The 12,362-nt window shown below is 57.3% G+C and carries 15 protein-coding genes and 1 pseudogene; 15 read left to right on the top strand and 1 reads right to left on the bottom strand.

Going from position 1 to position 12,362, the window contains the following annotated elements; all coding sequences use genetic code 11:
- The first annotated feature begins 155 nt into the window (after window positions 1–155).
- Window positions 156–1,715, top strand: a complete 1,560-nt coding sequence (locus tag T370_RS0107240) for an SIR2 family protein (protein ID WP_029435298.1) — start codon at window positions 156–158, stop codon at window positions 1,713–1,715.
- Window positions 1,716–1,960: 245 nt separating this feature from the next.
- Here the strand turns inward: T370_RS0107240 and T370_RS0107245 are convergent, their stop codons facing one another.
- Window positions 1,961–2,578 carry a S24 family peptidase gene (locus T370_RS0107245; RefSeq protein ID WP_156034368.1) on the bottom strand — a complete coding sequence of 206 codons (618 nt, stop codon included), beginning with the start codon at window positions 2,576–2,578 and terminating at the stop codon, window positions 1,961–1,963.
- Between the two features lie 95 nt (window positions 2,579–2,673).
- Here T370_RS0107245 and T370_RS0107250 point away from each other — a divergent pair, with 95 nt between their 5' ends.
- The 14 genes and pseudogenes from T370_RS0107250 (at window position 2,674) to T370_RS0107315 (ending at window position 12,145) form a co-directional block, all read left to right on the top strand.
- On the top strand, window positions 2,674–2,904 hold the full coding sequence (locus T370_RS0107250; RefSeq protein WP_029435300.1) for a helix-turn-helix transcriptional regulator: 231 nt from the start codon (window positions 2,674–2,676) through the stop codon (window positions 2,902–2,904).
- Window positions 2,901–3,740, top strand: a complete 840-nt coding sequence (locus T370_RS0107255) for an ATP-binding protein (protein WP_029435301.1) — start codon at window positions 2,901–2,903, stop codon at window positions 3,738–3,740. Before T370_RS0107250 ends, T370_RS0107255 begins: the two co-directional genes overlap by 4 nt.
- A 3-nt stretch (window positions 3,741–3,743) precedes the next feature.
- Window positions 3,744–4,337, top strand: a complete 594-nt coding sequence (locus tag T370_RS0107260) for a hypothetical protein (protein WP_029435302.1) — start codon at window positions 3,744–3,746, stop codon at window positions 4,335–4,337.
- Window positions 4,338–4,341: 4 nt separating this feature from the next.
- A complete protein-coding gene (locus tag T370_RS0107265; RefSeq protein WP_029435303.1) occupies window positions 4,342–6,006 on the top strand; it encodes a DEAD/DEAH box helicase in 1,665 nt (554 codons plus the stop codon).
- Window positions 5,999–6,307 carry a hypothetical protein gene (locus T370_RS0107270; RefSeq protein WP_029435304.1) on the top strand — a complete coding sequence of 103 codons (309 nt, stop codon included), beginning with the start codon at window positions 5,999–6,001 and terminating at the stop codon, window positions 6,305–6,307. The genes T370_RS0107265 and T370_RS0107270 overlap by 8 nt, the downstream gene beginning before the upstream one ends.
- A pseudogene (locus T370_RS26285) lies at window positions 6,288–6,500 on the top strand (HNH endonuclease); the annotation flags it as partial. The gene T370_RS0107270 and the pseudogene T370_RS26285, both read left to right, overlap by 20 nt.
- A 33-nt stretch (window positions 6,501–6,533) precedes the next feature.
- The gene (locus tag T370_RS0107275) at window positions 6,534–7,283 is read left to right on the top strand and encodes a hypothetical protein (protein ID WP_051643794.1); all 750 of its coding nucleotides are present in this window, start codon (window positions 6,534–6,536) and stop codon (window positions 7,281–7,283) included.
- On the top strand, window positions 7,276–9,438 hold the full coding sequence (locus tag T370_RS23570) for an AAA family ATPase (RefSeq protein WP_051643792.1): 2,163 nt from the start codon (window positions 7,276–7,278) through the stop codon (window positions 9,436–9,438). Before T370_RS0107275 ends, T370_RS23570 begins: the two co-directional genes overlap by 8 nt.
- 333 nt (window positions 9,439–9,771) lie before the next feature.
- Window positions 9,772–10,098 carry a hypothetical protein gene (locus T370_RS0107290; protein WP_156034369.1) on the top strand — a complete coding sequence of 109 codons (327 nt, stop codon included), beginning with the start codon at window positions 9,772–9,774 and terminating at the stop codon, window positions 10,096–10,098.
- Between the two features lie 277 nt (window positions 10,099–10,375).
- Window positions 10,376–10,738 carry a D-Ala-D-Ala carboxypeptidase family metallohydrolase gene (locus T370_RS0107295; protein WP_029435308.1) on the top strand — a complete coding sequence of 121 codons (363 nt, stop codon included), beginning with the start codon at window positions 10,376–10,378 and terminating at the stop codon, window positions 10,736–10,738.
- Window positions 10,738–11,076 carry a hypothetical protein gene (locus tag T370_RS0107300; RefSeq protein ID WP_029435309.1) on the top strand — a complete coding sequence of 113 codons (339 nt, stop codon included), beginning with the start codon at window positions 10,738–10,740 and terminating at the stop codon, window positions 11,074–11,076. The genes T370_RS0107295 and T370_RS0107300 overlap by 1 nt, the downstream gene beginning before the upstream one ends.
- The gene (gene lysC, locus T370_RS22775; RefSeq protein ID WP_051643793.1) at window positions 11,009–11,266 is read left to right on the top strand and encodes an Rz1-like lysis system protein LysC; all 258 of its coding nucleotides are present in this window, start codon (window positions 11,009–11,011) and stop codon (window positions 11,264–11,266) included. Before T370_RS0107300 ends, lysC begins: the two co-directional genes overlap by 68 nt.
- Before the next feature lie 2 nt (window positions 11,267–11,268).
- Window positions 11,269–11,769, top strand: a complete 501-nt coding sequence (locus T370_RS0107310; RefSeq protein ID WP_034505987.1) for a phage holin family protein — start codon at window positions 11,269–11,271, stop codon at window positions 11,767–11,769.
- Window positions 11,759–12,145 (top strand): HNH endonuclease, encoded by a 387-nt coding sequence (locus T370_RS0107315; RefSeq protein WP_029435312.1) that lies wholly within the window; start codon window positions 11,759–11,761, stop codon window positions 12,143–12,145. The genes T370_RS0107310 and T370_RS0107315 overlap by 11 nt, the downstream gene beginning before the upstream one ends.
- Window positions 12,146–12,362 lie beyond the last annotated feature (217 nt).

Here is a 12,362-nt window from a genome sequence, read left to right on the forward strand (position 1 = left end):
GGTCAAGCCAAATAAAAGGCGATAGGGTAGTGGGAAAGTCAAGGCGGCGGGGGACGAAAAAGCCACTCACGGTGGAAGGGCTTGGGGGAGTTTTCAAATTTGAAGTATACGGATACTCTGTTTTTAAGACAAAACTTATAGAAGAGGGATTGAACATGGATTTACATTCGTTGGTAAAAGATTTCAGTACCACGCCATTCCTCTTTGTGGGGTCTGGTTTTTCACGGAGATATTACGATCTTCCCGACTGGGAAGGGCTTTTGAAGATTTTTGTCCAAAGATTAAGTGGTGATGAATTCGCCTTCAACAAGTATACAAGTACGGCTGAAAGCCTCATCAACTCCGGAAGAGAAGGAGTTCGACTTGCCGTTGTAGCAGGACTTGTCATGCAGGATTTTGACAAACGCTGGTATGAGGAGCCATCTTTCAGACAGGTGAAAGATGACTATAAGCCGTTTGTAAAGAACGGTCAGTCACCATTCAAGGTGGAGATAGCCCAATATATTGATGAGCATTCAATTCCTGTGGAGAACATGCGTGATGAGTTGGCAAAACTAAAGGAACTTTCCAACCGTAGTTTGGCTGGTATCATTACCACGAATTATGATCGCCTTCTTGAGGTGGAAACGGAAGGCTATAAATCCTTTGTAGGGCAAGAAGAACTTATTTTTTCGGCACTTCAGGGTTGGGCGGAAATATACAAAATACATGGTTCCGTTACCGATCCAAGCACTATTCTTATTACTGACAAAGATTATAGAGAATTTAAGGAGTTCAGCCCTTATCTTACAGCAAAACTCATGACGATATTTATGGAATATCCTATCATATTTATGGGGTATTCCTTGACTGATCCCAATATCCGCATCATATTGGAAGATCTCGGAAAATGCTTATCAAAGAAAAATCTCGAAAAGCTTCAGAGTCGTTTTATTTATGTTGAGCATAAAAGGGGACAGGAGGATGTGGAGCTTTTTGAACATTCTGTAGCAATCGGTGATGACCATATCCATATGACTGGAATCAGAACAGATAATTTTATGGCGATTTATGAAGCCCTTGGGGATAAGCGGGCTTCTCTTCCTGCCAAGCTTATTCGTATGTTCAAGCAAGAATTCTACACTTTTGCATTAACTAATGAACCTACGGCTAGAATGCGTGTGGCTGCTATTGATGACGAAAGGGTAGGGGATGAAGAACTTGTACTTGGAATTGGAAAGTCTTCAGAGTTTGCCTTAAAGGGGCTGTCCGGAATGACGTCAAGAGAATGGTATCAACATGTCGTTCTGCATGATCTGGAGTTTACTGCCGATGATATTTTAACATATGCTTTCCCGTCCCTATATAGAGCTAATAATGTATTACCATTGAATATGTTGCTAAAAGAAGCTGCGGGAAATTATCCAGAGTGTATAGAATGTAGATGTACAAATTTTGATGATATAATTAATGGAAGACATAAAAAAAATAGAAATAGAAAACATATACCTGCAAGAAGTGTTAACGGAATTGTTGAAACATTCCATAATGATACGCATAAAATTATATACGAAATACCTTATCTCAATGAATCTGAAATAGATGTGGATGAGTTAGAGAACTACCTGATAAACTTTTTCCGCCAAAGGGGGGCTTACGACAACCTAAACAGCAATGAAAGATCGGATATGAATAGGTTGGTGCGGATATTCGATTACTTGAAATATGGCAGATGAAACAAAAAGCCTTGGCTTAGTGGATAATTATTATCCACAAAGAGCCAAGGCTTTTTGTATAAAAAAGCGGGGCATTTGGGGTACAACAAATACGCAGTCCACTCTGACAGCAGACACCTCGTAACGCGTACCTTTTTGAATAGAATAGATGGAAATGGAGTTTTGTCAACTGCGGGCGCTGATGCCGATAGTGGTAATCTCTTTGAATAGTTATTTTTATTGTGTTGTCATGAGGTGCACTGTTTCTATAGCACCCTTCCAAACCACCGCACCCGTCCGTAGACACGGAAAGCTTCAAGGTCGGGACCTTCCACCGCTACGTCCGCGAAATCGCGGTTTTCCGAGCGCAGAAGCCAGCCGCGGGCCGTGCGCTGGAGACGCTTGACCAAAAGCTCCTCACCGAGGCCAACGAGAAAGATTTTGCCGTCGCTCGGTTCCTTGACCGACTGATCCACGAGTATGGTGTCCTTGTGGCGGATGAGCGGTTCCATGCTGTTGCCTATGACGTCGAGCATGACGGATTCCTTGGAGTGGATGCCCACGCGGTTCAGGAAGTCGCGGCGGAAGGCGTAATACCCGAGTACTTCGTCGGACGTGATCAGGGACGAACCCGCTCCGGCCCGTGCGGTCACCTTCGGAACCATGTCATACCCCTCGAGACGTTCACCATGTTCCGGGACGTCAATTCCCATGAGATCAAGGGCTTTTCCCAGTTCGTTGAGCGTAGGTGTGCGATCCCCGAGAAGCCAGCGGCGCAGCGTGTGCGGGTTGATGCCAAAGTAGGATCCGGCAGCCGTTACATTGCCGTTGAACTCGCGTTCGACGTAATTTTTCAAAATGTGGAGGATTTTTTCTGCGTACATGGGATAATTGTATGGAAACAATTGACATATGTCAATTTGACTAAGAGAGATTTTTGTCTTGCATTTAGTTTGACAATAGTCAATAATCTTGACTTATGAACACACTCGCATTGCTCATCAATCAGATGGGGCTGACCCCGGCGGAAGCCGCCAGGCGGACGGGCATCGCTTATGCCACCGTGTGGCGGCACTGTAACGGGACACGCGCCATCTCGGCTGAGGACGCCGTCAGGTACGAGCGGGGGCTTGGCATCAGCCGCCATTTGCTCCGGCCGGATCTGTGGGCCACTCCGGTGTCGTCCGTAAACGCAGGAGGGCACCCATGAACGGTTTTCGCATCATTACCGCCGATGAGCGGATGGAGGAGCAGGGCGGCATCAAGGGCGTCATCTTCGGCCCGGCGAAGATCGGCAAGACTTCCCTTTTGTGGACGCTTGACCCGGAGACGACGCTGTTCCTCGACCTTGAGGCGGGCGGGCTGTCCGTACGGGGCTGGGGCGGCGACTCGCTCGAAATCCGGGACTGGGAGACGGCTCGGGACGTGGCCTGTTTTCTCGGCGGGCCAAACCCCGCCATGCGTCCGGACCAGCCGTATAGTCAGGCTCATTACGATTATGTGCTTGGGCAGTATGGCGATCCCGCCACGACGGAAAAATACCGGACTCTCTTCATCGACTCCATCACCGTGGCCTCGAGGCTGTGTTTCCAGTGGGCATCGGGCCAGCCGGAAGCTTTCAGCGAGAAGACGGGAAAGCCGGATTCCCGCGGGGCGTACGGACTGCTCGGAAAGGAGATGATCCGTTGGGTGACGCAGCTTCAGTATATCCGTGGGCGCAACGTCTGGTTCGTAGGCCTGCTGGACGCCAAACGGGACGACTTCAACCGTGAGTTTTTCGAACCGCAGATTGAGGGAGCCAAGACCGGACTGGAACTCCCCGGCATTGTGGATCAAGTCGTCACCATGACCGAATTGAGGACGGACGACGGGGCGCCGTACAGGGCGTTTGTCTGTTCCCGGCCCAACCCGTGGAACTATCCGGCCGGAGACCGGTCCGGCAAACTGGACATGATCGAACAGCCTCACCTTGGCGGGCTGATGGAGAAAATCCACCGGGGCGAACGCAAGGCTATTTCTTCTTACACCTATAATCTGAAAGGATAAGTCATGAGCTACGATTTCAACGGCGCCGACAGGCAGTCTTCTGGTTTCGACCCGATCCCCGCGGGCACCATCGTCCCGTTGACCATGAGCATCCGGCCCGGTGGCGCCGGCGATGGAGGCTGGTTCAAGCAATCGCAGTCGTCCGACGCGCTGATGCTGGACTGTGAATTCGTCGTTTCCGAGGGTCCGTACGCCAAGCGGAAGATTTGGCAGTTTTTGATCGTTTCCGGCGGCAAGCTGAATGAACGCGGCGAATCCACAGCCGGCAACATCACGCGGGCTACTCTGCGCGCCATTCTGGAAAGTGCACGGGGTATTCGTCCCGACGATATGGGAGAGTCCGCACAGGCCGCGCGCCGCATCGACGGCTGGCAGGATTTTTGCGGGCTGACGTTCATTGCCAAGCTCGGCGTCGAGAAGGACAAGACCGGGCAATATGCCGACAAGAACCGTATCCATACGGTGATCACGCCGGATATGAAGGAGTACAGCCAGCCGCAGGCGACCTCCAGCTCCGGGTGGAGTGCGCAACAGGAGCCCGCCCGTCCTTCTGCACCCGCTCCGTCCCCTACCCCCGTTCCCGCTTGGGCGAGGTAGAAAAATGATCTTGCGGCCGTACCAGGAACAAATGGTTTCCAAGGCTGTCGCCGCGCTGAAAAAGCATGGCGACACCTTGGCGGTGGCGCCGACGGGCGCGGGCAAAACGGTGCTCCTGTCGGCGCTCGCCGGACGTGTCGGCGGAAAGCAGCTTATTCTCCAGCACCGTGACGAGTTGACCTTCCAGAATGCGAAAAAATATCGGGAGGTCAACCCGCGCGTCCGCGTCGGGATGTTCAACGCCGACATCAAAGACTGGAAAGGGGACGCCACGTTCGCCATGGTGCAGACGCTGTGCCGGGACAGGGCTCTGTCCACCATTCCCAAACTGGATCTGCTCGTCATCGACGAGGCGCATCACGCCGTGGCCCCGAGCTACCGCAAGGTCGTGGACGCCGTGCGGGATAAAAACCCGGACTGCCGGATTTTTGGGGTCACGGCCACGCCCGCGCGGGGCGACGGGAAAGGTTTGCGCCATATCTTCAGCAATTGCTGCGATCAGCTTTCCCTGCACAGTCTCATCGCAATGGGTTTCCTCGTACGGCCCCGGACGTTCGTCTGTACGCTTGAAGGCACGGACGATCGGTTGGCGTCGTTGCGCAAGACCGCTTCCGGCGAATTCGACATGAACGAGGCCGAGGCCGTGTTGGATATGGAGGTGCACAATGCCGCCGTGGTGCGGGAGTGGAAAAAGCTCGCATCGGATAGAAAGACCATCGTGTTCGCCTCCACTGTGCGTCATGCCGAACACGCGGCGGAAGCCTTTCGCGCCGAGGGCGTGAATGCGGCGGTCGTGAGCGGCAAGACGTCATCTTTCGAGCGGGCCGCTCTGCTGCGGCGTTTCGACGAGGGCGACGTGCAGGTTCTGGTCAACGTCGCGGTGCTGACGGAGGGGTACGACTCTCAGCCGGTGAGCTGCGTCGTTCTGCTGCGCCCGTGCTCATTCAAGTCCACCATGCTCCAGATGATTGGGCGCGGGCTGCGCACCGTGGATCCGGCCCGCTATCCGGGGGTGGTGAAGACTGATTGCGTCGTCATGGATTTCGGGCGGTCGTTAACGACGCATCGGGATCTGGAAAGCAAAGTGCGCATGGAGGACAAGCAGAAACCATGTCCCGAATGCGGTGCGGAAATCCCCTGCGGCGTCATGGAATGTCCGATTTGCGGCCATGTGTTCAAGGGGCCGGAGCGGGCCGCGCCTGGAGAAGTCGGTTCCGATGATCCGGAAGTCGTGTCCAATGTGGTCATGGAGGAAGTGGATATACTGACCGCTTCTCCGTTCCGTTGGTGCGACGTGTTCGGCTCCGGTCGGGTGATGCTGGCCAGCGGGTTTGAGGCATGGGGAGCGGTGTGCTCTGCGGATGGAGAACGGTGGCTTGCCTTGGGCAGATTGAAGGACGAGCGGGCTCTGCGGCGAATCATGGTGGGGGAACGGGTGCAGGCGTTGGCCGCCGCGGACGACTTTCTGCGCATGAACGAAAGCGACGACGCGGCGAAGAAGAATCGGCGCTGGCTCAACGACGCGGCCACGGCGAAGCAGTGGGAACTCCTGCAGCGGCTTGGCTACGGGCAGGAGGATATGTTCACGTTCACCAAATACAGCGCCGCCTGCACCCTGAATTTTTTCTGGAACAGGCAGGCCATTGAACGGGAGGTGCTTCATGCCTGATTTGGAGCTGCTTGCGTCCCGGCTCGGTTCGGCGGGGCTTTTGGAGAAAACTGTATGCGGGTTCACCAAGCAAGAGGTGGATCTGCTGTGTAGAAGTGTGCTGGAAGCGTACGGTGAGCCTCTTTTGCCCGGAACGGGGGAAACCATGTTCTTTTGCCGATACGGCCAAAGGGTGGGCAAAGACTCCGTTCACTGCCGCGCCGACTTATACGCAGCCGGAGTGTTCACTATTCCGTCCGCGCTGTACGGCGTCTCGATTTTCTATTGCCTGCATTACTGCAATGTTACGGCGAAAAGCTAGGCGCGTTCCCTACGAACAGTACTTGAAGACCGGTCACTGGGGAGCCCGTCGGGAAAAAGCTCTCCGGCTTGCCGGGCGGCGTTGTCAGGAATGCGGCTCTGCTGAACGGTTGGAAGTCCACCATCTTTCGTATGATCGCCTTTTTCAGGAACGGGACGGCGATCTCATTGTGTTATGCCGCCGGTGTCACGGAAAACGGCATGCGTATTTTAACGAGGTTGATCTCATGCACAAGCCGGAAGAGCCGCAGGGGCTGGATTTCAATCACAGGTTCAAGGGACGCCGGATTTCAATGCTTATTGACGCCGCCGTAAGGGCGGAGCGGGAGAAAGACGCGCCGCGCGATTATCTTGGAGCGTCGCGTATCGGCCACCACTGCCTGCGCGCGCTGCAATACGAATTTTTCAATACTCCAAAGGATGTTCCTTTCGAAGGGCGCATCTACCGTATCTTCCACCGCGGGCATCATGGCGAGGACTGGATGGCGGAATGGCTGCGCATGGCTGGATTCGTCCTGCGGACGGTTGGGGTGGACGGGCGCCAGTTCGGCTTCTCCACCGGAAAGGGGCGCATCCGTGGGCATTGTGATGGCGTGTTCGTGGGCGGCCCTGAGGAACAAGGGCCGTACCCGCGCCTCTGGGAGTGCAAGGTGCTTGGCTCCAAGGGCTGGAACAAGCTGGACAAGCAGGGGTTGGAGAAGGCGTATCCCGAATATTTCGCGCAGGTGCAGTTGTACATGGCATACCTGAACCTGTCCGAAAATCCGACCCTGTTCACCGCCATGAACGCCGACACCATGGAAGTATACGATGAAAGCGTCCCTTTTGAACCTGGCAGGGCGCAGGAGCTTTCCGACCGGGCCGTGACGGTGATTCGGGCGTGTGAGGCGGGGGAACTGCTTCCCCGCTGCGCAGCGGACGAAGATTGTTTTTCCTGCCGCTTTTGCGCGTATAGGACAAGGTGCTGGCATGTTTGATTTCGATTTCAATACGGCCTCGGTCATTACGCAGGAACCCGTGCGCCCCCCATTGCCCGCGTATGACGCCGTGGAACGATTCCGCCAGGCAATGTTTGATGCCGGGCTGAGGCCGGATGAAATCGCGGACACGTCAGGTCTGGCGATGCCGGAACGCTGTCCCGTTGCGGACGACAGGCCGGGGAAGAAGTCCGGCTGGTACGTCTTTTACGGCGACGGCGTTTCGGCAGGCGCGTTCGGCAATTGGAAGACGGGCGAAGAATGGAAGTGGTCGGGCAAGAGCCAGTCCACCATGACATCGGCGGAACGCGAGCAGTTCGCTCAAAAAATGGCACGGGCCAAACGGGTCAGAGAAGCCCAGAAAGCGGAGAACGCCGCACGGGCCCGGGAACGGGCCGAACGGGACTGGGAGAGAGCCGCTGAGGCTGTCACCCATCCCTATCTCGTCAGAAAGAAGGTTCCGTCCTTCGGCCTTAAGATCCTGGCCGGGAAGCTGTTAGTACCGATGCGTGACGCACAAGGAACGCTGAGTTCCTTGCAGGAAATTTATGCCGACGGAGAAAAGAGTTTTCTTTTTGGCGGGGCGAAGCAGGGTCGGTTCTTCACCATCCCCGGCACGGGGAAGGTCGCCGTCTGCGAAGGCTACGCCACTGCGGCGAGCATACACATGGCGACGGGGTGGACGACAGTAGTTGCCTTTGATGCCGGGAACCTGCTTCCAGCGGCGCAGGCATGGAGAGAGGCCCACCCCGGCGACGCCCTTGTCATTTGCGGGGACGATGATCGCTGGAAGGACAAGAATGCCGGGCGTGAGGCCGCTGAGGAGTGCGCCCGGGCGATGAATACGGTGGCCCTGTTTCCTGCGTTCGTCAATCCTGCGGGCAAACCTACCGACTGGAACGATCTCTGCTGCGCCGATGGCGTGGAGGAAGCGAGGCGTCAGCTTCTGTCCGGCGAGCGCGATACCCGGCACTTCCTATTTCGGCTCGACACTGAGGGACCGTACCCCACGGCCCGCTATACTCGCCAGACGCCTCCGGAATTGAAATGGGCCTTCAGGGACATGGTGCTCATGGGTAGCCCCTTTGTGCTCTGTGGGGCGGGCGGCACGGGCAAGACCTCCATGAGCTTGCAGCTGGCGGCGTCGCTGGCCACGGGCCGGGCGTTGCTCGGGCCGGCGTTTACGCCGGGCGTGCGCGGCAGGACGCTGGTGTTGCTCTGCGAAGATCCGGAGGAACCTATCTGGCAGCGTACGCATCGGGTGGGGCAGGAACTTAGCGCCGAGGAATTGGATGCTTTCGACCGCATGGTCAACATCCAGATTTGCCTTGGTGAGGACATGCGGCTGGTGCGCGACGACCCGGCGCGGGGGCTGACGACCACAGAAGCCTTCGATGCTCTGCTGGACGCCGCCAGGCGTATGCCGGATCTCGCCGCCGTCATTCTGGATCCGCTCAACCTCCTGCATGGTGCGGACGTGGAGCGCAACGAGGAGGCCGCGCAGTTCTTTTGCTCCAAATTAGCCCAGCTCGGCAGGGAAAGCGGCGCGGCTATCATCGTGGTCCACCATAGCGTCAAGAACGGCACGGGACGGGGCGATAAGTTCAATCTGGAAGAAGCGCTGCACGTGGACACCGTGCGCGGATCCGGGGCTATTGTGGCCGGGATGCGCGGGGCCTGCAATCTGGTGGTTCTGCCTCCTGGTGTGGCGAAAAAGCGGCTCAATCTTCCGGCGATGCCGCGCCCCGGCGAGTATCTGGCGGGCAAGGCCAGTAAGCTCAACTATGCGGCACAAGGGGATATGTTCTTCCTGCGCCGCGGGGAAAATGGCGTCCTGTACCCGGTGGCGCCCGCACGGAAAGAAGGGATCGCCCCGCCAGCGGACATTATGCCCCGCGTCTGCGCCAAGGTTGCGGATCTGGCGAAGGAAAGCCGCCACATCACTCGGCGCTCCTTCATTCGCGTGTATGATTCCGAATGGGGTGTGTCACGAAGATTGCTTGACGACGCCATTGAGCGGGCGTTGTTCGAGGGTTGGCTGGAACTCTGGGAGACGGCGAACGAGTCGGGGAGGAAGACCGTTTATCTGGTGCCGGGCGAGAACTACGATCCGCCGGAAGAGCGACCGTTCGACTTCAATCCGACCGGAGCCTGACCCGGTAAAAAAGGGTCGGGAGAAGTGGCAAAGAGAAGTGGCAAGAAGTGGCAACAGGAGAAGCGGCAAAGTGGCAAGAAGCGGCAAAAAAGGGTTTGCCACTTCATAACATGTTGATTTGAAAGATTTTTGAGAAGTGGCAAAAAAGAGAAGCGGCAGAAAATGTTTGCCACTTCGTAAGTAGCTGATTTTATGAATGTGGCAAAGCGGCAAAAGAGTCTCCCCTTTCAGGGGAGGGGTAAACCCCTCCTCCCCTGAAGGGAGGGAGGGGATTCTCCCCTGAAAGAGAAAGGGGCCGCGCGATGGTGAATCGAAAAAGGAGACGTGCTATGTGTGAGTATGACGAAAAGATGGTGTTTCCCACGATTGATGACGACGGTGATGGGGGGGCGCAGGATGGTCGGCTATGAGGGCTATAGATTCCCGGAGATGAGCCTTGACGAGTTGGAGGCTTATTTCCTGCGGTGCATGAAAGGGGCGCAGTCTTTCGTGGATGAACAGGGCAGCGATGTTGACGACAGCATACTGAGTGTGCTTTCCACCGCCGGAAACGCCCTGATTGTGTGCCGGATGATGCGGCACAGCCTGACGGAGTATGAAAAGGATCAAGCACGGAGAAAACACGTCCTCAGATTTGTCGGGAGAAAGGGGGAAGCATGAGCCCGTTCGAGAGCGAGAACAGACCGGGGCGTCTCCGAAAATGCCCTCCCTGTCCGATATGCGGACGAAATGAGATGCGTTGTTATGGCAAGCGTCGCCATGGCTCCATGGTTACGCGTTTCTACGGCTGCCAACACTGTCAATACACGGACGTGTGGGTCGAATCCGCAGATGGGAGACATGGCTACTGGCGTAAACTGAGAAACAGTCCAACAAACCCTTGAGCTTCACCCCCTTCTTCATGCTACGCTCCTGACCAAACTCAGGAGCGTTTTTCATGCACTATACCGAAGCTCGTTGGTCCGGGAAATGGCCGAACTTCACCCCGAAGGAGATCGCCTGCAAATGCTGCGGGGAGATCGTCGTGGACGAGGCGAGCATGGACGCGCTCCAGCGGCTCCGCGACATGTGGGGCGAGCCCCTCGTCATCAACTGCGGTCACCGCTGCTTCAGACACAACAAGGAAGTGGGCGGGGTCGCGCATTCGCAGCATCTGACCCTCGCCTTTGATGTCCGTATGCCGAAAGAGCGGCATGAGGCATTCATCAAGCTGGCCCGTAAGTGCGGGTTCCGGGGCATCGGCCACCGCGACTACGAGAACTTCGTGCACCTCGATATGGGGCCGGAACGGGAGTGGTGATGAATATCGAACGCATCGCCTGCTCCGTCTTTGCCTTGGCCTGCCTTGCTCTCGGCGTGTTTGCGTTCATCGTGACGGAGCAGCGGGATCTTGCCCGGCAAGACGCCGTAACATGGGAGGAAAGCGCAAAGCGAAACCGTGCCGCTCTCGAGGACATGACGGCGGCCCATGCCAAACTTCAAGAAAGCCTTGAAGAACGCGAAGGGAAGCTGGCGGCGTTGGAACAGGATCGGGAACGGCAGCGCGTGAAGCTGCGGGAGGCTATGCGGAATGACAGGCAGACTGGCGATTGGGGCGGCACTGTGCTGCCTCCTGCCGTTGACGGGCTGCTCAGGTAAACCGATGGCGACCATGCCCGTCATAATCCGGCAGGATGCCCCGGCGTACCTGACGGCGGAAACGCCCACCCCCCTGTGGAACGGCGTGACGAATGCCGATCTGCTCGGCTACGCGCTGGATCTGCGGCAGGCGCTCGGCGCGTGCAATGCGGACAAGGCGGCGATACGGGCCGCAGCCGGGAAGGAATGATGATGCAGCCGCCCGCCCCGATGGAGGGGCTTGCCTACTACACACAAAGCCTGCTGGCCCTGTGGCCTGAGAAGGCCGTCATAGGTTCGTGCGTCGCCGGCGTCGTCTCGCTGTTCGGCGGGGACGCCTATCTGTTGTGGATGCTTGGGGCCATGCTGGTGGCCGACTTTGCCTTTGGGCTGGCGGACGCCGTGCGGCGCAGGCATTTCCGTTGCCGGATGCTGGCGCACGGGGCGCTCAAGTTCCCGGCCTACTGCCTTTACTTGCTGATTGTCGGCGTGGTCAACGCCAGCCTTTCCCGGTCTTTTGGCGGGTTCGACATGCCGTTGCTGAACCTTTTCATTGCCTACCTGATCATCACGGACGCCGTATCCGTCATTGCCCACATGCAGCGGCTTGGCATCCCCGTGCCGGACCTGTTGCGGCGGGTGCTCCTTCGCAGCAAGCGGAAGGTGGAGCGGCGGGTGGATGAAGCCGTGGGCGGGGAAGACGATGCCCCCTAGACCGCTCAAGGTGTGCCGCCATGCCGGATGCCATGAGCTTACCCGTGATCCGTCCGGGTACTGCCCGAAGCACAAGGACGCGGCGGAAGCGCGGGCGAGGAAGTGGAAGGCCGAGCAGGACAGCCAGCGGGAGAGCGCATACCGGCGCGGGTACGGGGCTCGGTGGCGGAAGCTGCGGGCGCAGATCCTTATGGATGAACCGTTGTGCCGGGAGTGCCGCAAGGCCGGGCGCATCGTGCCGGCGACGGATGTTGACCACATCGTGGCCAGAGCCGACGGCGGGACGGATGACCGGAGCAACCTGCAACCCCTCTGTCATGCCTGCCACAGCCGCAAGACCGTCCGGGAGAACGGCGGGCGTGCGGTGACACGATGAGGGGGGGATCAAATGTTTGGTGCTGCCACCGGAAGACCGCATAGGGCAGGTGGATTTTTGTTCATGCAAAATGGGGGGAGGGGGTCAACCGGGATATGGCGGGACGTAAGCCGTTGCCGACGCATTTGAAAATGGTTCGCGGGACGCTGCAGAAATGCCGGATGAACCCGGATGAGCCAACCCCGGACCCGGAAATCCCCGACGCGCCGCCGCACCT

The organism is Bilophila wadsworthia ATCC 49260 (assembly GCF_000701705.1).
Taxonomy (GTDB): domain Bacteria; phylum Desulfobacterota; class Desulfovibrionia; order Desulfovibrionales; family Desulfovibrionaceae; genus Bilophila; species Bilophila wadsworthia.

What these genes read in the sequence shown, in the direction of transcription:
- T370_RS0107295 (WP_029435308.1), top strand. Translation starts at nt 10,376, where the DNA reads ATGCACTATACCGAAGCTCGTTGGTCCGGGAAATGGCCGAACTTCACC.
- T370_RS0107315 (WP_029435312.1), top strand. Translation starts at nt 11,759, where the DNA reads ATGCCCCCTAGACCGCTCAAGGTGTGCCGCCATGCCGGATGCCATGAG.
- T370_RS0107265 (WP_029435303.1), top strand. Translation starts at nt 4,342, where the DNA reads ATGATCTTGCGGCCGTACCAGGAACAAATGGTTTCCAAGGCTGTCGCC.
- T370_RS0107300 (WP_029435309.1), top strand. Translation starts at nt 10,738, where the DNA reads ATGAATATCGAACGCATCGCCTGCTCCGTCTTTGCCTTGGCCTGCCTT.
- T370_RS0107270 (WP_029435304.1), top strand. Translation starts at nt 5,999, where the DNA reads ATGCCTGATTTGGAGCTGCTTGCGTCCCGGCTCGGTTCGGCGGGGCTT.
- T370_RS0107260 (WP_029435302.1), top strand. Translation starts at nt 3,744, where the DNA reads ATGAGCTACGATTTCAACGGCGCCGACAGGCAGTCTTCTGGTTTCGAC.
- lysC (WP_051643793.1), top strand. Translation starts at nt 11,009, where the DNA reads ATGACAGGCAGACTGGCGATTGGGGCGGCACTGTGCTGCCTCCTGCCG.
- T370_RS23570 (WP_051643792.1), top strand. Translation starts at nt 7,276, where the DNA reads ATGTTTGATTTCGATTTCAATACGGCCTCGGTCATTACGCAGGAACCC.
- T370_RS0107240 (WP_029435298.1), top strand. Translation starts at nt 156, where the DNA reads ATGGATTTACATTCGTTGGTAAAAGATTTCAGTACCACGCCATTCCTC.
- T370_RS0107255 (WP_029435301.1), top strand. Translation starts at nt 2,901, where the DNA reads ATGAACGGTTTTCGCATCATTACCGCCGATGAGCGGATGGAGGAGCAG.
- T370_RS0107310 (WP_034505987.1), top strand. Translation starts at nt 11,269, where the DNA reads ATGCAGCCGCCCGCCCCGATGGAGGGGCTTGCCTACTACACACAAAGC.
- T370_RS0107250 (WP_029435300.1), top strand. Translation starts at nt 2,674, where the DNA reads ATGAACACACTCGCATTGCTCATCAATCAGATGGGGCTGACCCCGGCG.
- T370_RS0107275 (WP_051643794.1), top strand. Translation starts at nt 6,534, where the DNA reads ATGCACAAGCCGGAAGAGCCGCAGGGGCTGGATTTCAATCACAGGTTC.
- T370_RS0107245 (WP_156034368.1), bottom strand. Translation starts at nt 2,578, where the DNA reads ATGTACGCAGAAAAAATCCTCCACATTTTGAAAAATTACGTCGAACGC.